This window comes from Bacteroides sp. 1_1_14 (assembly GCF_000162515.1).
Classification (GTDB): Bacteria; Bacteroidota; Bacteroidia; order Bacteroidales; family Bacteroidaceae; genus Bacteroides; species Bacteroides thetaiotaomicron.
The window spans coordinates 345,483-367,173 of the sequence record NZ_GG774708.1 but is presented as its reverse complement, the minus strand read 5'-3'; the positions used below and the strand labels follow the sequence as shown (position 1 = coordinate 367,173).

Below are 21,691 nucleotides of genomic sequence, written 5' to 3'. Positions count from 1 at the left end.
GAGTATATACTCCCCCAATAATAATTATATAATATGAAATCAACCTTTTTATTTCTGGTTACTACAACCATGATGACTTGTACCGCCTTGGGACAACCTTCCAACGACAAAAAGAACGTATTACCCGACTGGGCATTCGGAGGCTTCGAACGACCACAGGGAGCTAATCCGGTGATATCTCCTATAGAGAACACGAAATTCTATTGTCCGATGACACAGGATTACGTTGCATGGGAATCCAATGACACTTTCAATCCGGCAGCTACCCTGCATGACGGCAAGATTGTCGTGCTGTATCGGGCAGAAGATAAATCCGGTGTCGGTATCGGTCACCGTACCTCACGTCTCGGATACGCCACTTCGAGTGACGGCATTCACTTCAAGCGGGAAAAGACCCCGGTATTTTATCCGGATAACGATACTCAAAAGAAACTGGAATGGCCGGGCGGATGCGAAGACCCGCGTATCGCCGTCACAGCAGAAGGACTGTATGTGATGACCTATACGCAATGGAACCGCCACATTCCGCGTCTGGCAATAGCCACTTCCCGCAATCTGAAAGACTGGACAAAGCACGGTCCCGCTTTTGCCAAAGCGTATGACGGCAAGTTCTTCAATTTAGGATGCAAGTCCGGCTCCATTCTGACTGAAGTTGTCAATGGGAAACAGGTGATCAAGAAAATCGACGGAAAATACTTCATGTATTGGGGAGAGGAACATGTGTTTGCCGCCACTTCCGAAGATTTAGTCAACTGGACTCCATACGTAAATACGGACGGCTCGCTGAGAAAACTGTTTTCACCCCGTGACGGACACTTCGACAGCCAGCTGACGGAATGCGGTCCTCCAGCTATTTATACTCCAAAGGGAATCGTACTTCTGTATAATGGTAAAAACAGTGCAAGCAGAGGCGACAAACGCTATACCGCCAATGTTTACGCTGCCGGACAAGCCCTCTTCGACGCCAATGACCCGACCCGTTTCATCACCCGTCTCGACGAACCGTTCTTCCGCCCGATGGATAGTTTCGAAAAGAGCGGGCAGTACGTAGACGGAACGGTGTTCATCGAAGGGATGGTTTATTATAAGGATAAATGGTATCTGTATTATGGTTGCGCAGATTCCAAGGTGGGTATGGCTATCTACAATCCGAAGAAACCTGCTGCCGCAGATCCGCTGCCCTAAACAAACTGTTTCTTTCTACCCGACATAAATAAAACTGCAAGGATTACACAATTCTGAATGAACAGAGGTTGTGCTGATCCTTGCAGTTCTTATATTTATCAAGATTGATGCACAAAAAACATATTTCACTGCCAAAAAAGTAAACATTTGCGCCAACCATGCGAATTAGCCCTATCTGAAGGACCTTTTCCTCCACATTATTACTAATTTTATCACTATAGAAATAACACACAACAAATCAATAGTTATGAAAATAGTACAAACCTTTTGGCATGGAAATAATTCATTGTTAGACAATAGTTTTGGATGGATGAATCCACAATACCATTTAATGTCATGGGCATTAAGTTGTCTTTCTTTAAAAGACAACTATCAAAATATCGTTTTATATACCGATTCCCATGGATATGAAATCTTTGCCGAACAATTGAAACTACCGTATACAGATATCATCATTCAATACGACAATCTAACTTGCCCTGAACCTCATTGGGCATATCCCAAGTTATTAACCTATTCACTCCAAAAAGAACCCTTCATACATGTAGACGGAGATGTATATTTGCCTAATAAACTAGACAACACCATAGAGATGAGTGAATTGATTGCTCAGAACAAAGAAATAGGAAGCAGTTATTATAAAAGTATGATGAATCATATTCTACAAAAAGATTTATTAATGCCATCCTTCCTAAAAAAAGAATTAGAAAAAGACTCTATCATGTCATATAATGCAGGAATTATCGGAGGAAATGACTTGGAGTTTATAGCTGAATACTGCCGGACTGCATTTAACTTTATCGAATCAAACCATTTAAATGATATAAACAGCAAAGATATTCACATAAATAACAATATCCTCTTTGAACAAATATTGTTTTATGCCCAGTCAAACAGTTATAACAAACCTGTGGCAACAGTCCTTGATCACAGCGTTCGTGACAATGGATACATTTATGATGATTTCTGTAATTTTTATCTATACGACAAAGCCAAACTATTACATATCATCGGCGGACATAAAAAGAACCAACGGATTTGTGATTTACTTAGCAAAACTCTATTAAATAAATATCCTGACTATTACAATAGAGTAGTAGAATTGTTCGCGAATAATCATAAGCGAATGCAAAACAAGGCTAAAAATACTACCTTCCCCGATTTGAGTGTACAAATGTGTATTGCATCCTATCAAGATTATCTTCATTCTTTGTCCAAAAAATGGGAAAAGCTATCTTATACCGATCTGTATGATTGGGAGAAATGCTCATCTTCCTATTTCATGTTTCTAAATGCCGGAAAAGAGGAACAAGCCATATTTACTATTAATAGAAATCCCTACCTATCCATTTACGAAATTCCGGAACCCTGGCCGACAGAAGCAAAAAAACTGCTTAAAGAACGTATAAACAAAGAGTGCCATTCAGACCACTTTGATATAGTATGCATTCCATGTCTGCTATATGAGGGTTTTAAAGAAGTGCTTATTAACGATTTATGTTATAATATTCTGATTCTCATAGAAGAAGAGAAGACATTTGAATGTCTGTTCAACGAATTGCTACCTTGTTTTTCATCTGAAATCAGCAAAGATAAAGAACAAACTTACAAATTAATTCTGACGGAAGTAGAATATCTTCTTTATCATGGGGTGATATGTATCAATTGATTTCAACTTAAACAAGTGTATAAACTTATCTATGCATCCAAAAGAAACGACTTTATTTATAAACACTAAAATTATCATGTATTATGGAAAAGAAAAGTAAAGCGGAGAAATTAAAATTAAGAGGGATCAACCAAACCATATTGATCTCCAGTTACAATTCAGGGGCAGGTACAGGTCCCAATGATTGCATGACAGAAGAAGTTTATCAACGGCTTAATGCCCAAGGAGCCTTAGATACCACCGTCTATGTATGTGGCATTGGATGGATGACACCGGACGTAACTATCTACGGTAGCGGATCAGGTTTCGGTTCCGGTAGTGGTTCTGGCGAGTATTGGGGAAGCGGACACTGGGGAAGTGGAGATTGGGGAAGTGGTAGCGGGTGGACTGGTGGTGGAACTAGTGGTGGAGGAACTAGCGGTGGAGGAACTAGCGGTGGAGGAACTAGCGGTGATGGTCCGAAACCTGGAGGTGGAGACAAACCCGTTCCCAAAGATCCAATAGAATTAATGGACAAAAGTAGGTTTGTTGGTTGGAGAGAAGGAGCTAATTGCTTAAGTCTTTGCAAAGAAACACTAAAAAAATATGGATTATCCAATTACGGAAGTAGCTTAAATGTTTTTAAGCTAGTTGATTCTGCAAATGGATTATTAACAAACTGGGGAAATGATCCAGCTCAAAACTACAAAAATGCAATTGAATGTATCGATAAACATCTCAATGCAAAACGAGTTATCATAGTAGGAGTGGATTATGATCTCGATTTAAATCCAAACATCGACGGTACAGACCATTTTATTGTAGTTACAGGAAGAGGATATGATACTTCACGACAACAGTATTACTATACATTTATGGATAATGCAACTTCCAACTCTGATGATGGATGTAGCAACATTAATCGCCTTTACTACAAAACCGAAAATTTAAAGCTAGAGGGAAGCACAAAGGTTGCTAACAGATATTATACTGTAACTCAAGTAAGACCCAACGACGGTGGGAAATATGATACAACATCTTTATAATATAAAAATGTATAACCTAGAACGAAACGATAGAGTCCACTTTTACCGTGGACTCTATCATCATCTATAAATAATAATCAACCATGAAAAAAGTAGCATTTTTAATTATATTAATAATGGCAAGCGGACTATCTATGTATGGCCAAAACAGCTACAAAGTCACTTCTTTAGTGAAGCTATCAGATATAAAAGAAAAGAACTTGCAACGTGTATTCTATGTCTTTTCAAAAAATGAGTTCCTAAAGCTACCCATCAATTATGATATTTCATTCTTTGTTTACCAAGACAACAACAGTATCTCTCGTGATGATTTTGAACATACGAGAGCAGTAACTCAAGGTACATCTTATAGAATAAGCAATTCTCCATTCTATGCTAATCTTGACAAAAGAGACAAGAGACCTCCTATTGAAACAGTTCTTTCTCTCATTGAAGATACTAATGGAAAATATATCATGGGAATAGTCAGAACTTGGTCAGCTCTTCACGATATGGATAAACATTGGTTAGTTACATTCAATTTTGCAGGAGCAATCATTGACTACATTCCCATTTGTGAATGGCCTGGAACATGCAGCAAAGCTAGAACCATGGAAGCACAAATCAATAAAGATTTTACGGTGAATGTTCAACAGTTGAACTTTCCTGATAATAATTACATCATTCAGTTCGATAGTATAAAGAAAAATTTTATACACCTCGATAACCTGAAAGGGCAACGTATAGATACTAAATATCAGATAATGCCGGATGGAAAGTTTAAAAAACTGGAAGAGGCATATTATCAACCACAAATCTATACCCCAGACATGTTAAAAAACGAAAAAACGATCATTCGACACAGAAGAGAAAAGATAAAAGAGAAGAAAATATTTCAACAATAAAACTATGGAGAACTATTTAAGAATCCCAAGAATTATCCACCAAACATGGAAAAGAAAAGATATACCTTTTCCTCTTGACCAACTACCACAAACATGGAAAGAATATCTTCCGAATTGGGAATATGTCCTATGGACAGATGAAATGAACAGGGAATTTGTCCACAAACATTTCCCTGATTTTTTGGAGAAGTATGATGCATATCCTTGTAACATACAAAGAGCAGACGCTATACGCTATCTTCTCTTGAAAGTTTATGGAGGATTGTACGTAGACATGGATTTCGAGTGCCTCGAAAATATTGAGTTTTTACTAGAAGGATCGGATTTTATCGTAGGTAAGGAACCCGACTGGCATGCTAAACGCTTTGGTTTTGAATATATCATTTGCAACGCTTTCATGGCCTCAACACCCGATAATGATTTTATCAACTTTGTATGCCAAAGGTTAATCAATCATTCCGGTGGGAAAGTTGTTAATAACGGATTTGATATACTGGATTCCACAGGCCCTTTCTTGCTAACGCATGCATTCAACGCATTTCCACATAAAGAAGACATACGTATCCTCGAATCAAAGACAATATATCCTATCGGACAATGGGAGGTAGAGAAAATAAAAAACAACCAGATTCCTGAAGAAATGGAAGAGCGTATCAATCAGGCTCATGCCATACACTATTTCTTTGGTACCTGGTTTGGTAAGTAACCTTTAAAAATAAAATAAATAATGATCCCTAAGAATATACACCTTATCTTTCTACGCAAAGATGAACCGTTCCCCGAACTATTCGAGAAATGCAAACAAGAAATACAAGTCAATCATCCGGACTGGAATATCCGCCTATATAATAAGGATGATGCACAGGATATATTAAATCAAGATTTACCTGAATACATCGAAGCCTATAATGCATTCTATCACAATGTACAAAAAGCAGACTTCTTAAGATTAGCCCTTGTATACCTCTATGGAGGATTCTATATGGATTTAGATATGTTAAGTTTAAAGCCACTTGATGAGTTGAGAAAGTATAATTTGGTTTTAGGAGAAGAGAAAATTGTCTGCCAGGCAGAGCAAGAAGCCTTGAATTTAAGATATCGACTTCGAATAGCCAACTATATGTTCGGTGGAATCCCTAAACATCCTTTTTTACGCAGAATAATGGATGAAATGGCAGAAAGAGCCACAATAATCTTAAAATCGCAACAGGAGATTTTAGACATAACAGGTCCCGGCCTACTAACAGACACATATTGGGATAACTATGGAATGTATCCAGACATCACATTATTAAGAAATACAGATAAAAGGTGCAGGCAACCTTATCACAATGAAATCTCATGCCACTTTGGAGATTATGCAGCTCATCTGCATGCCGGAACATGGAGAACGGGAATTTGAGTTTATATAACCAAGTTATGCAAGAAAAGCTATTTTATCAACAAACACTAAAAGAATCATTGTAAATTTCTTTTCTACATCAACTGCAATAAACGTAATGACCGGGAAACAAATGGAGAGCATATCATTGGAGTTATTACCGCAACATCTAAAAAACATGATAAGATAAAATGGTCAGAGAGTATTGACACTGGTTTGTCATTGCCGACACCTGCTGTACTTTCATTGTTCACAAACATATATTATAGAATGATAATCAGCTACTTATCTTATACCCTAATTATCCATAGAGTACTCTGAACAGACAAAATATATTTGCCTACATATTGGCACTACAAAGGACAGCTAATCATTCGAAATCCGCTATATTTGGACACGTTTTGAATGACAAAAAGCTTCTTGAGCAATCATTCTTTATGACTGACAAGATGCAGCCCGAACCGGACAAGAATACTTTCTAGATGTAAAGTGGTGCCAAAAAGGTAAATATCCGTGCCATTTCCATAAAGAAGTACTATTCTAAACCCTAATAGAATTAATTCCATTAGTTTTGTATAAATTTGTAAACTACTAAACTTGTTAAAAATAAACCATGATGAACAAAAAAGTAATTGCCGTAGCCCTCGCCCTTGCCTTAGCAGGAGGAAGCTATGCACAAGATGACACCGCGAAGAAAAAGGTGAAAGCCTATATGGTGTCGGACGCCCACCTCGACACCCAGTGGAACTGGGACATCCAGACAACAATCAACGAATATGTCTGGAATACCATTAGTCAGAACTTATTTCTGCTAAAGAAATATCCCGAATACGTTTTCAACTTTGAAGGGGGAGTGAAGTATGCGTGGATGAAGGAATACTATCCCAAACAGTATGAAGAGATGAAGAAATTCATCGAGGAAGGCCGCTGGCATATCGCCGGAAGTAGCTGGGAAGCAAGTGATGTGTTGGTTCCTTCCGTCGAAGCCTCCATCCGTAACATCATGCTCGGACAGACGTACTACCGGCAAGAGTTCGGAAAAGAAGGAACGGATATCTTCCTGCCGGACTGCTTCGGATTCGGATGGACGCTTCCCACCATTGCCGCACACTGCGGACTGATCGGCTTCTCTTCACAGAAACTGGACTGGCGTAATCATCCCTTCTACGGAAAGAGCAAGCATCCGTTTACCATCGGACTCTGGAAGGGCATTGACGGCAAACAAGTAATGCTAGCCCACGGATATGACTACGGACGCAAATGGAACAACGAAGATCTCTCGAAGAATAAAGATCTGGAAAAATTAGCCCAACGTACTCCGCTCAATACGGTCTACCGCTATTATGGAACAGGGGACATCGGTGGTTCTCCTACTCTGGGTTCGGTACGTTCTGTAGAACAGGGAATCAAAGGTGATGGTCCGGTAGAGGTGATCAGTGCTACCAGCGATCAGTTGTTCAAAGATTATCTGCCGTTCAACAATCACCCGGAACTGCCGGTATTTGACGGAGAGTTATTGATGGATGTTCACGGAACAGGTTGCTACACTTCGCAGGCAGCCATGAAGCTGTACAACCGGCAAAACGAACAGTTGGGCGATGCAGCAGAAAGAGCGGCGGTCGCTGCCGAATGGTTGGGTACTGCCAGCTATCCGCAACACACGCTGACGGAGGCATGGAAACGTTTCATCTTCCATCAATTCCATGATGACCTGACGGGAACGAGTATCCCCCGTGCCTATGAGTTCTCATGGAACGATGAACTGATCTCTCTGAAACAATTCTCACAAGTACTGACTTCTTCCGTCAACGCCATTGCCGGACAGATGGATACACGTGTGAAAGGAACGCCTGTCGTTCTTTATAATGCAAACGCTTTCCCGGTATCGGACTTGACAGAGATCATCCTCGAACAGCCTAAAGCCCCGAAAGGCTTCACTGTATACAATGCACAAGGCAAGAAAGTCGCTTCGCAAATGATCGGTTACGAGAACGGACGTGCTCACATCCTGGTTGCAGCGTCACTGCCCGCAAACAGTTATGCAGTGTACGATGTCCGCACCGGAGGATCTGAAAAAACGATCTCTCCTTCAGCCGCCTCAGCCATCGAAAACTCCGTCTACAAAATCACACTGGATAAAAACGGAGATATCATCTCACTGACCGACAAGCGCAACAACAAAGAACTCGTAAAAGATGGAAAAGCGATTCGCCTGGCACTCTTCACCGAAAACAAGTCGTACGCATGGCCTGCATGGGAAATCTTGAAAGAGACCATCGACCGTGAACCTGTCTCCATCACAGACGGCGCAAAGATCACTTTAGTGGAAAACGGCGCACTCCGTAAAGCACTCTGCATTGAGAAGAAGTATGGCAAATCGCTCTTCAAGCAATACATCCGCCTCTACGAAGGCAGCCGTGCCGACCGCATAGATTTCTATAACGAAATAGACTGGCAGTCAACAAACACGCTGCTGAAAGCAGAGTTTCCTCTGAATATAGAAAATGAAAAAGCTACTTACGATCTGGGAATCGGCAGCGTGGAAAGAGGCAATAATGTACAGACCGCTTACGAAGTATATGCGCAGCAATGGGCAGACCTGACCGATAAGAACAACAGCTACGGTGTATCGATCCTGAATGACAGTAAATATGGCTGGGATAAACCGGATAACAATACCATCCGTCTGACTCTTCTCCATACACCGGAAACAAAAGGAAATTACGCTTATCAGGATCACCAGGACTTCGGCTTCCATACATTTACTTATAGCCTCACAGGACATAACGGAGCACTTGACAAACCCGCCACCGCCATCAAAGCTGAAATTCTGAATCAGCCGATCAAAGCCTTCAGCAGTCCGAAACATGCCGGAACACTAGGTAAAGAATTTGCTTTTGTACGTTCAAGCAACGATCAAGTCGTTATCAAAGCGCTGAAAAAAGCGGAAGTATCCGATGAATATGTAGTACGTGTATATGAAACAGGAGGCGCAGCTCCGCAACAGGCAGCCATCACCTTTGCCGGTGAAATAGAGAAGGCAGTACTTGCAGACGGTACGGAAAAAGAGATCGGCAGTGCTGACTTCAACAAGAACCAGCTGAATGTATCCATCGCTCCCTACAGCATACAGACATTTAAAGTGAAGCTGAAGAAAAAAGCTGATCTTCAAGCTCCGGCATGCGCTTATCTTCCTTTGGACTATGATCGCAGATGTTTCAGCTGGAATGCTTTCCGCAAAGAAGGGAACTTCGAATCGGGCAACAGCTATGCAGCAGAACTTCTCCCCGACTCCATCCTGAAAGCTGACGGCATTCCTTTCCGCCTGGGAGAGAAAGAAATTGCCAATGGTTTGACTTGCAAAGGCAATATACTTCAGTTGCCAACCGGACATTCTTACAACCGTATCTATTTCCTGGCAGCCTCTGCCGGTGAAGATGCAGTTGCTACCTTCAGCACCGGTAACAACTCACAGGAAATCACCGTACCTTCCTATACCGGTTTTATCGGTCAGTGGGAGCATCTGGGACATACGGAAGGCTTCCTGAAAGATGCAGAAATCGCTTATGTCGGCACTCACCGTCATGCTTCTGACAAAGATGAGGCTTATGAGTTTACGTATATGTTCAAGTTTGGCATGGATATTCCTAAAGGAGCGACTACGGTTACTTTGCCGGATCATGCAGATATCGTATTATTTGCCGCAACGCTGGTTAATGAGAAGTATCCGGCAGTAACTCCGGCCTCGGAATTGTTCCGCACAGCCTTGAAAGCAGACAATGGAGAAGAAGCGACGACTAAAACAAACCTGTTGAAACAAGCCAAACTAATCAAATGTTCCGGTGAAACCAACGAAAAAGAAGTTGCAAGATATGCCGTAGACGGTGATGTGAAGACGAAATGGTGTGATACAAGCACGGCTCCCAACTACATTGACTTCGACTTCGGAAAGGAACAGACGATCCGTGGATGGAAGTTGGTAAATGCCGGAAATGAAGGCAGCGTCTTTATCACTCATACCTGCTTCTTACAAGGCAGAAACAGTCCGGACGAAGAATGGAAAACGATTGATGAACTGAGTGATAACAAGAAAAACACGGTAGTTCGCCAGTTTAAGCCGACTTCGGTACGTTACGTCAGACTGCTGGTTACACAATCTACACAAAACAACAGTCTGAAGGCTGCAAGAATCTACGAGTTGGAGGTTTATTGATAAACCGAAAGTAAAACAGAAGTAATATCTCACAAAAAGAAGGCGTTTCAAAAGTCAAAAGTAACTAAACTCTCCTCCTTCAGGAAGGAGGAGTACCCGTAGGAGGGGAGTTTAGTTACTACTGACTTTTGACACACCTTCTTTTTTCATCCCTATATCTGTCATTGACAATAAGAAAACGCCTTCAAATATATGCTTCCGCAAACACTTGAAGGCGTTCATCATCCTAACCAATACCTATCCTAAAAACTATCTTTTACCTATTTATTCAAAACGATCGGCCTATTGGCAGAAGCTTTACCAAAATTCTTGGCAGGCTTTTTGCCCATCTCAAATTTTAAAGTACTGCCGTTAATTATATCATCGTACGTAATATAACTTTTATGATAAGGTTTGCCGTTCAGATAAACCTTCTGAATATAGATATTATCTTTACTATTATTCGGTGCTTCAACAGTAAACACTTTACCACCACGCACTTTCACTTCTATCTTTTTAAAACGAGGACTGCCGAAAGCAAACACACCGTCAGACGGATTCACCTGATAGAATCCCATAGCCGAAAGGAGATACCATGCAGACATTTGTCCACAGTCTTCATTACCGATGATACCGTCCGGCTGATCTGTGTAGAAGTCGCTCATGATGAAACGAACCTTTTCCGCAGTTTTCCACTGTTCGCCGGCATAGGTATAGAGATAGGCTATGTGATGGCTCGGCTCATTGCCATGCGCATATTGTCCGATCAGACCGGTGATATCACTGGAAGCACCTTCACCCATACTGTCATTATTCGTAAAGAAGCTGTCGAGCTTCGATGTAAACGGCTTGTCACCGCCAAACAGGCTGATCAATCCATACGGATCTTGCGGAGCGAAGAATGTATATTGCCATCCGTTGCCCTCACAGAAATCGCCGACTCCGTGAATAGAACGTGCCGGATCGTACGGAGTACGCCATGAACCGTCTTCCAGTTTCGGACGGATGAAATGGATAGAAGAATCGAAATAGTTCTTATAGTAATGGGCACGCTTCGAGAATGTCTCATAATCAGCCGTCTTCCCCATCTTTTGTGCCATAGCGGCGATTCCCCAGTCATCTACTGCATATTCCATAGCGATGGAAGTAGCTTCGTGGATTTTATCAGCAGGGATATACCCTTTGGCCATCACGTAAGGAACTCCGTTCTGCCTTTCATAAGTTGCTGTCGCTTTCATAGCCGCCAAGGCTTCTTCCGCATCAAATCCGGTAAATCCTTTCAGATAAGCATCTGCAATCACCGGAACAGAGCTATATCCCGGCATACAATTTGTTTCACCGCTCATCAAAGGCCAGATAGGAAGTTTATCCTGTTGCCGATAAATGGAAAGCATTGAATTAATTACATTGTCCACCATTTCGGGCTGAATGATAGTCATCAGAGGATTCAAGGCGCGATAAGTATCCCAAAGGGAGAGAGTAGTATAATTCGCTTTCTTCGGGTCTGTGTAAATCATATCATTCATCCCCCGATACTCACCATTGACATCACAATACAATGTAGGAGCGATCATGGTATGATAGTGTGCGGTATAAAACACACGTTTGGCAGCCTCATCGTCTGATTCTACGGTCATCTTATCCAACTGTTTGTTCCAGCGGTCACTGCTCATCTTCACCACCTTGTCGAAGTCCCAGTGAGAAAGTTCCGCTTGCAGGTTCATCGCTGCATTGTCACAACTTACGGAAGAAATAGCCACTTTAATCTTTACTTCTTTCACATTGCCGAAAGTAAGCACACTTTTCACCGATTCTACTTTCAGTTGATCCCAAAGTTTGGGGGTATTATCGTCATAAGCTGTAAATTTCTCGATCTTCTGATCGCTCTTCAGCACAAAGTATACTTTTCGCGACGGGCTCCACCCTCTGACATACCGATAACCTTCCACTGTATAGTCATCTACTTTGCGGATATAGCTGTCGTATGCATTGGAACCGTTTCCTTCACGCAGGTCAATCAGTATAGAGGCCGGTTTTCCTTCGGGATAGGTATAACGATGAAAACCTACCCGGTCAGTAGCTGTCAGTTCGGCCTTGATATTGTATCTGTCCAGAATTAAAGAATAATATTCCGGACGGGCTATCTCATTGTCATGTGAGTATTTCGACGCATAACCGTCACGTATATCATCCTGGTTACCTCTGGGAGTACGGATTTCATTGAGAGGCATAATCAGAATATCCCCCAGATCGGTACATCCCGTACCGCTTAAATGAGTATGAGAGAAACCAATCAGAATACTGTCGGAATAATGATATCCCGAACACCAGTCCCAGCCTTTATGGATATTGTTGGGTCCGAGTTGCACCATGCCGTACGGAACACTCGTTCCGACAAATACATGCCCGTGAAAACCGGAGCCGATATAAGGATCGACATACTGTAACAATCCCTCACTCTTTGAATAGTCCTGTTTTGCCACTCCGCTCGTTGCCAGACCTAAAAAGCAGGAAGCAGCCATTAAAAGTTTAAATGCGTTCATCTGTATTTTTCTTGTTAATTCGAAATTGTTTCATGGTAGGATTTACTTCATGAATTATAGTTTTCATGATGCAAATATAAACTCTATTCCGGAACTATCAGGCTGTCGCCAGAGTTTACCGAATGGATGGCAGGGATATTTACTCTTTTGGCAAAAGAAAAAGGACTTGCACTGACTAAAGCAGTTCAAATCCTTTCCATAAATTTCCTTCGGGAAGAGGGGCTTCGAGCTCTATCAGCTCTTTTGACACGGGATGGATGAAGCGTACCTTCCGCGCATGCAGGCAAATACTGCCATCGGGATTGGAACGCGGAGCGCCATATTTAAGGTCTCCTTTAATGGGACATCCCATTTTTGCCAACTGGCAACGAATCTGATGATGACGTCCGGTTTTCAAGTCTACTTCAAGCAGATAGTAATTCTCCGAATGTCCGATCAGCCGGTAATTCAGAATCGCTTTCTTGCTGTTCGGCACTTCTTTGTCATAAGCAAAACTCTTGTTCTGCTTCTCGTTACGTGCCAGATAATGCACCAATTCACCTTCCGGCTCTTTGGGGGCATTCTTCACTACTGCCCAGTAGGTCTTTTTCACTTCACTGGTACGGAACATCTCGTTCAGACGGGTGAGTGCCTTACTCGTTTTGGCAAAAATAACAAGACCGCTTACGGGGCGGTCCAGCCGGTGTGTCACACCGATGAAAACATTTCCGGGTTTATGATACTTCTCTTTCAGGTACTGCTTCACAGTTTCCGAAAGCGGTGTATCGCCCGTCTTGTCTGCCTGGACAATCTCGGAAGCGGTCTTGTTGACTACAATTATATGGTTGTCTTCGTATACGACAGTCATACTGTTCGATTACATATTCATACCACCATCTACCTGAATCACCTGACCTGATACGTAAGAAGACATATCTGATGCCAGGAAGGTAGCGATGTTTGCCACATCTTCAGGAGTACCGCCACGACGCAAAGGAATTTTCTTTGCCCATTCAGCTCTTACTTCGTCAGAAAGAGCGGCAGTCATATCTGTCAGGATGAATCCCGGAGCAATGGCGTTGGCGCGGATACCACGAGAGCCCAATTCTTGTGCGATAGACTTGGCCAATGCAATCATACCGGCTTTGGAAGCAGCATAGTTAGCCTGTCCCGCATTACCGTGAACACCTACCACAGATGCCATATTGATAATGCTACCAGCTTTCTGACGCATCATGACAGGTGTACAAGCGTGGATAAAGTTGAACGCTGACTTCAGGTTCACATTGATTACCATATCCCATTGTTGTTCGCTCATACGCATCATCAGCCCGTCGCGAGTGATACCTGCGTTGTTCACCAGAATATCGATACGTCCGAAGTCCTTATGGATTTCTTCTACGACCTTTGCAGTATCTTCAAAGTTAGCAGCGTTAGAAGCATAACCTTTGGCTTTCACCCCCATTGCTTCCAGTTCTACCCTTGTTTTTTCTGCATTTTCGTCAATGACCAGGTCAGTAAATGCAATGTTTGCACCTTCGGCAGCAAACTTCAGAGCGATAGCCTTACCAATACCACGGGCGGCACCGGTTACAATGGCTGTTTTTCCGTCTAATAATCCCATACTAAAAGTTATTTAATTAAATTTCTGTTCTATGCAGTGCGCCAAACACAATGTTGGACACATATTTATTTCTTGTTTCTTCGTCTAGATGAGCTCCTATATGCCCACGGATATAAGGAACTTCAATTCCCTTCACACAGTAATGTATCAAATCGGCAGTCATCTCCACATCATCAATGTGAAACACTCCTTTCGCCTGACCTTCCAAAAGAACAGTCTTAAAAATCTGGATTTCTTTCGCATCAAATTTCTTTCGCACTTTTTCTACCCGCCATATATCACGGAAGAAATAAGCACGCAGGGTTCCATTCCGATAAACGACCTCCTTTACTGCATCCAATCGGGTATATATCAGTTCCAACAGTTTGTCGTCCGGCGAAATATTTTTATCAGCCACCCTCTTCATCATATCCGACAAGATATCCAATTCCGATTCTACAACAGCCAAATAGATTTCATCCTTACTTTTAAAATAGGTATAAAGCGTTCTTCTACCTTTTTTCGAAGCGAGGGCGATATCGTTCATTGTAGTGTTCTCCACCCCCATCTTTGCGAAAAGCTGGCGGGCAACGTCTACTAACTTGGCTTTCGTTTTTGATACGGTCATAGGTTATACAAATTGCACATTGCTGAATATTTTGAGCAAAAGTAATTCTTTTCTTTAGACCACACAAGAAAACGCACAGAATATTAACATTTGTATATTAATAGGTACTAAAAAAAAGTTCCATCAATACTTCTCTCATTTTCAGCACAATATAGATAACACAATCTTTTTTCTAAAAAATAATTGGAGAATAATTTGTTTTATTCAAGAAAAGCCGTACCTTTGCACCCGTTAAACATCGCGGAGTGGAGCAGTTGGTAGCTCGTTGGGCTCATAACCCAAAGGTCATTCGTTCGAGTCGGATCTCCGCAACTTACTAAAGAATCGCTTTTCAAGCGGTTCTTTTTTTATCTCTCTCCGGTTAGATTCCACTGTTTACAGTTCGTTTATTCACAATCCCAATTTTATATCAACCACGTTATCAATAAAGTTATTAACAGGTTAATTAATTAGTAACAAACAAATTAACTACATAAGAGACTCGTTTTTAAACAAGCAGGATGTGACTTGTTCACAACCTCAAGAAGCAAAATAAGAATCACCCGAATACAAAAAAAGATACTACCTCAAAAATCAGTAGTATCTCCTTAATTCTTCTTCCGAAAGGAAGTACATCCATTCATTACAATCTATATTACCCTTGTCTTTTTTGCCGGTTCTGACGCCCTTCTTTCATCTGTTTCTCACGTTCAGCCTGTTTTTTCACATAGCTATCGTATTGTTCTTTAGTCATAATCTTCTTCAACTGGGCATCATAATCTTCACGGGACTTCTTCATTTCCGCCATCTTCTTTTCCCGCTCTTCCTTAGTCATCTTGGCAGCTTTATTATCTTTCGAACGTCCGCCCTGATTAGCAGCCATCTTTTGCACCCATGTAAGGTTGACATCCTGTAATTGTTGCTTTTGATCTTCATTCAAAGAGTATTCTTTCACCATACGCTCTGTCATACGTTCCGCACGGGTTTTCGGATCCATCTGTTGTCTTCCACCCTGGCGATTTCCTTGTGCCATTGCCATACCACTCATCAGTAGCAAAGCTACCATCCAAAATACGATTCTTTTCATTTCTTTTTTCTTTTATAGTTAATCTGATAATAAACTGATTGCATCATTGCAATATTATATTTGACCAGATTAAAACGGAAAGGTTAAATCACATCGAGGAGATTAACAATAAATAACTTTATGTTTATTCTTCCCGACCGAACGAGCGGTATTCAAGCGGAGTAAGCCCGGTACGTTTTTTGAAAAAGGAGAAAAAATATTCGGTAGACTGGAAGCCCAGAAAAAAAGAAATTTCTTTTACTGACTGGGAAGTTCCCACCAACATTTGCTTGGCTTTACGAAGTTTCAGTTCCTGAAAATATTTGGCGGGTGCATAGCCGGTATATTCCTTAAAAACCCTGCGGAACCATGAGTAACTGATATTCAGTCTCATCGCCAGTTCCTCCGGATCAATATTGCCGGATACATTTTCATTCATAAGTATCTTTGCCTGTTCGATCTTCTGATCGACATCACTCATCTCGAAGACCTTATTCTTGGAAATCGAAAGAATCATACCAATCATGTGAAGTACGATTCCGGAAAGGTATTGCTGGGCAGATATTTTATCCGCTTCTGCCACTTCCAAAGCGCGGGAAAACAAAGATACCAGTTCTTCATTAATACCGACTTCCAATATCTGTCTTTCCTGAGAAAGAAAGGCATCGCCCACAATCGTATCAATCGCCGGACCTTCAAAACCAATGTAATATTCCGTCCATCCGGTCTGCCGCAATGGATAATAAGTATGCCACTGTCCGGGAAACAACACCATCAGCCGACCTTTACAAACTTGTCTTTCAGGAGTAGAATCGGAAGAAAACAAACCGCGCCCTTTTGTAATATAGACCAATTGATATTCCCGCAATACTCTTCCTTTTTCGGCATTGAAGTAGTAACCGGACGGATGCTCCTTCAGCGGATAAGGAGAATCGGGAGGGATAGACTGATAGCCAACCGTATTCACCCACAGACCGAATTTGCGGTCCATGTCATTAACTATCAAGTATTTAAATTCTAATCCCAGATTATTATCCTCAGTCATACAGGCGTGTTTTCATACAATTGAATTGAACAAAAGTAGGAATTATTTTCAAAAAACACACGCTAAACAGTAAAAAAACATCCGGAGCACCTGTCCAGATCCTCCGGATGCTTATAAAAAACAAACCTTATACAATTAAAATCAGAATGCTTTCCGATATAATACTTCAATTTCCGCTACTGACGTAGGACGTGGATTACCACCTGTGCAAACGTCATTGAATGCAGCCACCGCCAATGCCGGAATATCCTCTTCCTTCACATTGATTTCATGCAATTTCTGTGGGATACCGATACTCAGAGAAAGCGCTTTCACTGCCTCGATAGCCGCCTTCACACCTTCAGCTTCTGTCATACCGTCTGTATTGACGCCCATCGCCTTGGCAATATGGATATATTTCGGAGCAGCCGGAGACTCTGCATTGTACTCCATGACATAAGGCAACAACAACGCATTGGCAACGCCGTGAGGAGTATCATAGAAAGCGCCCAACGGGTGAGCCATGGAATGTACGATTCCCAAACCTACATTGGAGAATCCCATGCCGGCAATATATTGAGCCTGCGACATTGCTTCGCGGGCAACTGTGTCTTTACCGTTATCTACCGCCGCTTTCAAGTTCTGAGCAATCATTTCAATCGCTTTCAGTTCGAACATATCACTCATAGCCCATGCACCCGGAGTTATATAACTTTCGATAGCGTGAGTCAGCGCGTCCATACCTGTAGCGGCAGTCAGTCCTTTCGGCATGGAATACATCAGTTCCGGATCTACAATAGCTACAGCAGGGATATCGTTCGGGTCTACACATACCATTTTCTTGCGTGCATCTTCGTCGATAATCACATAATTGATAGTCACTTCAGCAGCAGTTCCGGCAGTAGTAGGCAATGCAAAGGTAGGAACAGCCTTATGTTTGGTATCAGCCACACCTTCCAAAGATTTCACATCGGCAAAATCCGGGTTATTCACAACAATACCAATCCCCTTTGCCGTGTCGATAGAAGAACCACCACCCAAAGCTACGATAAAGTCTGCACCGGAAGCCTTATAGGCAGCCACACCATTCTGCACATTAGCAATGGTAGGGTTAGCCTTTACATCACTATAAAGTTCATACGGAATATGATTGTCATCAAATACTTTAATGATTTCGGCCGCAACACCAAATTTGATAAGGTCTTTATCTGTTACGAAAAAGGCTTTCTTAAAGCCACGTCTGGCTGCTTCCACAGCAATTACACTCCGGCATCCTGCACCGAAATAAGAGGTCTCATTCAGAATAATGCGATTCATAGTTGTGTCATAATTTTAAAGTTACCGCAACATTCTCCATCGATAGAAAATGCTGCGGTCGCTAAAGTAGATAAATTCAGTGATTAATACAAGTATTATTTAGGAAGATTGAAAGCAACGGACATTTCTTTCATTTGTTCCTGACTCATACCATCCGGTTCGAAGCCCATATTCTTCGTAGCAATATAGATCAGCGCCGACTTATTCAGCACGTCAATCTGATCAAAAGCCTGCATAGCATCGCAGTCTACGGCAAAAACACCGTGTTTTTCCCACATGACTACATCATAGTCCTGCAATTCCTTGATAGTGGCTTCCGCCAACTCTACCGAACTAGGCAATTTATAAGGAATGATACCCAGACCTCTCGGACAGAACGCCTTCGTTTCAGGAATCATACTCCATAACAGATTGGTTGCCACATCTTTCTGAAGGAACTTCTCGCAATGAGTCATGGCAATCAGTTCGATCGGGTGAGTATGGACAGATGCTTTATAAGGAGAATTCTTGCTCAGCAAATCATTGTGTACGCTCAGGTGGGAAGGCAGTTCCGAAGTCGGCGCCACCGCTTCGTCGGCAATGATCACATAGCTGGCGCAATCATCTAAAATGCGAATCACCGAACCATTTTCCATCGGCCAGCGAGCCAGATCACGCATGCGTTTGTTGGTTCCTTTGCAATAAAAGTAACATCCTTTCAGATAAGGCAATGTAACGCCAATGGATTTTACTTCGCTAATCGGTTCCATCCGACGGATTTCATCGTCTACAAACTCTGTGATATTTACAGTGATATTACCACCGTTACGTTCAGCCCATCCTTTTTGCCACAAGTATCCGGCAACTTCAGCTACCTTGTTTACTTCTTTGGCAAGTGCCGGACGATTTTCTAAAATTGATTTCATATCTATTTATTATTAAAACAAGTTCGGGAATACCAGTGAGAAGATCAAGACTACCAAACCACAGATCAACACTGTGATTGTTTTGGCAGATACTCCTTTCCACTCTTTCAGGATGATTCCCCATACATTACTAAAGGTTACGTTCAGCGCCATCAGGATACACCATGAGAAAGCCAGCAACACGGGACTTTCCGTGAGGAAGCTCTTACCCATTTCCAATCCGAAGAACTGCATATACCACAGCACACCGGCCAACGCACAGAAGACGAGATTGTTACCCCATACCTTTCCTTTGGCATAGTCACCGACAGACTTATTAGCTATATTCTGCTGCAGGCAGTAAGCGGCATTTGTCATGAATCCGCCTAAAGTCACGAGGAAGATAACAGGAAGACCTGCATAAAGTCCATCCACACCACCTGCCAAAGCAGCTTCCTTGATAGGAGTTCCGGCATCCAGTCCCAAAGCAAAGCAGGCACTCATCACACCCGCAAGAAGTGCTACCAGCAAACCTTTTGTCAATGCAAAGTCTTTTACGGCAGCCCGTTTTTCTTCTTCGCTCATATTCTGTGCACGCAAGCCACCGGCATAACCAATGATAGCAATACCCGCCAGCGTAATACAAACTCCTAGAAGAAGAATCAGTCCGTTACCTTCGAACAGATTGGTTCCGGCGAAGATGGCAGGAAAAAGGGTTCCGAATCCGGCACAAGTACCTAATGCAATACTTTGTCCAAGCGCAACACCCAGATAACGCATGGAGAGTCCGAAAGTCAATCCGCCTATTCCCCATAATACACCATAAAAGATGCTCATTCCAGCACCTCCGGCTCCCCACAAGTCGAACAAACTGCCTCCTGCGGGTATCCCCAGCAGTGATCCCAGGAACGGGAACACTAACCAGGCAAACACACCTTGTACTAACCAGAAGCTTTCCCAGCTCCATTCCTTCACCTTTTTAATAGGTACATAGGAACTGGACTGGCAAAAGCTACCGATGGCTATAATCAACAAGCCTATTAGAATATCCATCACTTATCGTTTAGAAGTTACTTCCGCTTCGTACTTTTCGATTTCTGCAATGAAATCTTCGCCTACCGGAACGTTGTTCTTCAAGCAGAACATATCCCATACTGCATTCCATGGAAGCGCTTTCTCTTCTTCGAGCAGAGCCAGACGCTGGAATCCCTGTCCGTTAGCTTCGTATTCACGCAGCTTGGCAATCGGTTCGAGCAAAGCACGTGTCATACATTTCTGAGCAGCACGGCTACCGACAACGTAAGCACCGATACGGTTGATAGAAGCATCGAAATAGTCGAGACCGTAGTGTACGCGTTCCAACGCACCGCAACGAACAATTTCACTGAACAGTTCCATTGTAGGATCATCCATAATGGTTACGTGGTCGGAATCCCAACGAACCGGACGGCTTACGTGCAGCATCAATTCGGGCACATAAAGCAAAAGAGAAGATACTTTGTCGGCAACACTTTCAGTCGGATGGAAGTGACCGGTATCCAAAGTTACCATCTTATTACGGGATGCGCCATAACCGATGTAGAAGTCATTGGAACCTACTGTATAGCTTTCCAGACCGATACCGAATACTTTTGATTCAATACAGTCTTTCATGTTTTTATATTCAGTAGCAAATATCTGATCCAGAGAATCTTTCAACAATGCACGATATTTCATGCGGTTTACAGTGATATCCTTGCTTCCGTCATGTACCCAAAGATTCATGATACACGGGTCACCCTGCGCCTTACCCATTTCTTCGGCAACGGCACGACAACGTTTGGTATGCTCAATCCAGAACTGACGGATGCCCTCATCCGGATTAGACAGTGACAAATCACCAGATTTCGGATGCGAGAATGAAGTAGAGTTGAAATCGAGTTTCATGTTATGCTCTTTACCCCATTCAATCCAGCTCTTGAAATGTTCAGGCTCTACCTGATCGCGGTCTACCACTTTACCTTGAAAATCCCCGTAGATTTCGTGCAGGTTCAAACGGTGTGTACCCGGAATATAAGAAGCGGCTTTCAGAATGTCGGCACGCAGTTCATCAATATTGCGAGCTTTGCCCGGATAATTACCGGTTGCCTGAATACCTCCGCTCAGTGCACCTGCCTGCACTTCAAATCCCGTTACATCATCAGCCTGCCAGCAATGAAGTGACAAGTGGAAGTCCTGCATGGTTTTCAGTACCTTTTCAGTATCTACACCTACTGCTGCATAGCGTTCAACAGCAATCTCATACGCTTTCTGAATCATTTCTTCTTTTTTCATGATATTCTATTATTAAAAG

Annotated in this window: 17 protein-coding genes and 1 tRNA gene; 8 read left to right on the top strand and 10 right to left on the bottom strand. The window is 42.3% G+C overall.

Going from position 1 to position 21,691, the window contains the following annotated elements; all coding sequences use genetic code 11:
• Positions 1 to 33 precede the first annotated feature (33 nt).
• From HMPREF9007_RS06850 to HMPREF9007_RS06880, 7 genes are all read left to right on the top strand, one after another.
• On the top strand, positions 34 to 1,185 hold the full coding sequence (locus HMPREF9007_RS06850; protein ID WP_008762717.1) for a glycoside hydrolase family 130 protein: 1,152 nt from the start codon (positions 34 to 36) through the stop codon (positions 1,183 to 1,185).
• Between the two features lie 247 nt (positions 1,186 to 1,432).
• Complete coding sequence (locus tag HMPREF9007_RS06855) at positions 1,433 to 2,854, top strand: DUF6734 family protein (RefSeq protein WP_008762716.1); 1,422 nt, start codon at positions 1,433 to 1,435, stop codon at positions 2,852 to 2,854.
• An 83-nt stretch (positions 2,855 to 2,937) separates the two neighbouring features.
• Complete coding sequence (locus tag HMPREF9007_RS06860) at positions 2,938 to 3,879, top strand: hypothetical protein (protein WP_032850583.1); 942 nt, start codon at positions 2,938 to 2,940, stop codon at positions 3,877 to 3,879.
• 83 nt (positions 3,880 to 3,962) lie between these two features.
• The gene (locus tag HMPREF9007_RS06865; RefSeq protein ID WP_008762714.1) at positions 3,963 to 4,763 is read left to right on the top strand and encodes a hypothetical protein; all 801 of its coding nucleotides are present in this window, start codon (positions 3,963 to 3,965) and stop codon (positions 4,761 to 4,763) included.
• Between the two features lie 4 nt (positions 4,764 to 4,767).
• The gene (locus HMPREF9007_RS06870; RefSeq protein WP_008762713.1) at positions 4,768 to 5,469 is read left to right on the top strand and encodes a glycosyltransferase; all 702 of its coding nucleotides are present in this window, start codon (positions 4,768 to 4,770) and stop codon (positions 5,467 to 5,469) included.
• Between the two features lie 21 nt (positions 5,470 to 5,490).
• Positions 5,491 to 6,165 (top strand): glycosyltransferase, encoded by a 675-nt coding sequence (locus HMPREF9007_RS06875; RefSeq protein WP_008762712.1) that lies wholly within the window; start codon positions 5,491 to 5,493, stop codon positions 6,163 to 6,165.
• A gap of 592 nt (positions 6,166 to 6,757) precedes the next feature.
• Entirely contained in the window at positions 6,758 to 10,357 is a 3,600-nt protein-coding gene (locus HMPREF9007_RS06880; protein WP_008762711.1) for a glycoside hydrolase family 38 C-terminal domain-containing protein, read from the top strand.
• Between the two features lie 260 nt (positions 10,358 to 10,617).
• On the opposite strand, the gene HMPREF9007_RS06885 is transcribed toward HMPREF9007_RS06880, so the two are convergent.
• From HMPREF9007_RS06885 to HMPREF9007_RS06900, 4 genes are all read right to left on the bottom strand, one after another.
• Positions 10,618 to 12,879: a GH92 family glycosyl hydrolase gene (locus HMPREF9007_RS06885; protein ID WP_008762710.1), complete on the bottom strand. Its 2,262-nt coding sequence runs from the start codon at positions 12,877 to 12,879 to the stop codon at positions 10,618 to 10,620.
• 175 nt (positions 12,880 to 13,054) lie between these two features.
• The gene (locus tag HMPREF9007_RS06890) at positions 13,055 to 13,726 is read right to left on the bottom strand and encodes an RNA pseudouridine synthase (protein ID WP_008762709.1); all 672 of its coding nucleotides are present in this window, start codon (positions 13,724 to 13,726) and stop codon (positions 13,055 to 13,057) included.
• Positions 13,727 to 13,735: 9 nt separating this feature from the next.
• Positions 13,736 to 14,482: a 3-oxoacyl-[acyl-carrier-protein] reductase gene (fabG, locus tag HMPREF9007_RS06895; protein ID WP_008762708.1), complete on the bottom strand. Its 747-nt coding sequence runs from the start codon at positions 14,480 to 14,482 to the stop codon at positions 13,736 to 13,738.
• Between the two features lie 16 nt (positions 14,483 to 14,498).
• Complete coding sequence (locus HMPREF9007_RS06900) at positions 14,499 to 15,089, bottom strand: TetR/AcrR family transcriptional regulator (RefSeq protein ID WP_008762707.1); 591 nt, start codon at positions 15,087 to 15,089, stop codon at positions 14,499 to 14,501.
• A 239-nt stretch (positions 15,090 to 15,328) separates the two neighbouring features.
• Between HMPREF9007_RS06900 and HMPREF9007_RS06905 the strand changes: the two genes are divergently transcribed.
• A tRNA-Met gene (locus tag HMPREF9007_RS06905) sits at positions 15,329 to 15,401 on the top strand.
• A gap of 322 nt (positions 15,402 to 15,723) precedes the next feature.
• Here the strand turns inward: HMPREF9007_RS06905 and HMPREF9007_RS06910 are convergent.
• The 6 genes from HMPREF9007_RS06910 to HMPREF9007_RS06935 form a co-directional block, all read right to left on the bottom strand.
• Positions 15,724 to 16,155, bottom strand: a complete 432-nt coding sequence (locus HMPREF9007_RS06910) for a DUF4890 domain-containing protein (protein WP_008762706.1) — start codon at positions 16,153 to 16,155, stop codon at positions 15,724 to 15,726.
• A 124-nt stretch (positions 16,156 to 16,279) separates the two neighbouring features.
• Positions 16,280 to 17,179 (bottom strand): AraC family transcriptional regulator, encoded by a 900-nt coding sequence (locus HMPREF9007_RS06915; RefSeq protein WP_008762705.1) that lies wholly within the window; start codon positions 17,177 to 17,179, stop codon positions 16,280 to 16,282.
• A 141-nt stretch (positions 17,180 to 17,320) separates the two neighbouring features.
• Positions 17,321 to 18,475: a lactaldehyde reductase gene (fucO, locus tag HMPREF9007_RS06920; RefSeq protein ID WP_008762704.1), complete on the bottom strand. Its 1,155-nt coding sequence runs from the start codon at positions 18,473 to 18,475 to the stop codon at positions 17,321 to 17,323.
• A gap of 95 nt (positions 18,476 to 18,570) precedes the next feature.
• Positions 18,571 to 19,380: a rhamnulose-1-phosphate aldolase gene (rhaD, locus tag HMPREF9007_RS06925; protein ID WP_008762703.1), complete on the bottom strand. Its 810-nt coding sequence runs from the start codon at positions 19,378 to 19,380 to the stop codon at positions 18,571 to 18,573.
• A gap of 12 nt (positions 19,381 to 19,392) precedes the next feature.
• Positions 19,393 to 20,412 carry an L-rhamnose/proton symporter RhaT gene (gene rhaT / locus HMPREF9007_RS06930; protein ID WP_008762702.1) on the bottom strand — a complete coding sequence of 340 codons (1,020 nt, stop codon included), beginning with the start codon at positions 20,410 to 20,412 and terminating at the stop codon, positions 19,393 to 19,395.
• A gap of 3 nt (positions 20,413 to 20,415) precedes the next feature.
• A complete protein-coding gene (locus HMPREF9007_RS06935) occupies positions 20,416 to 21,672 on the bottom strand; it encodes an L-rhamnose isomerase (protein WP_008762701.1) in 1,257 nt (418 codons plus the stop codon).
• Positions 21,673 to 21,691: the final 19 nt, after the last annotated feature.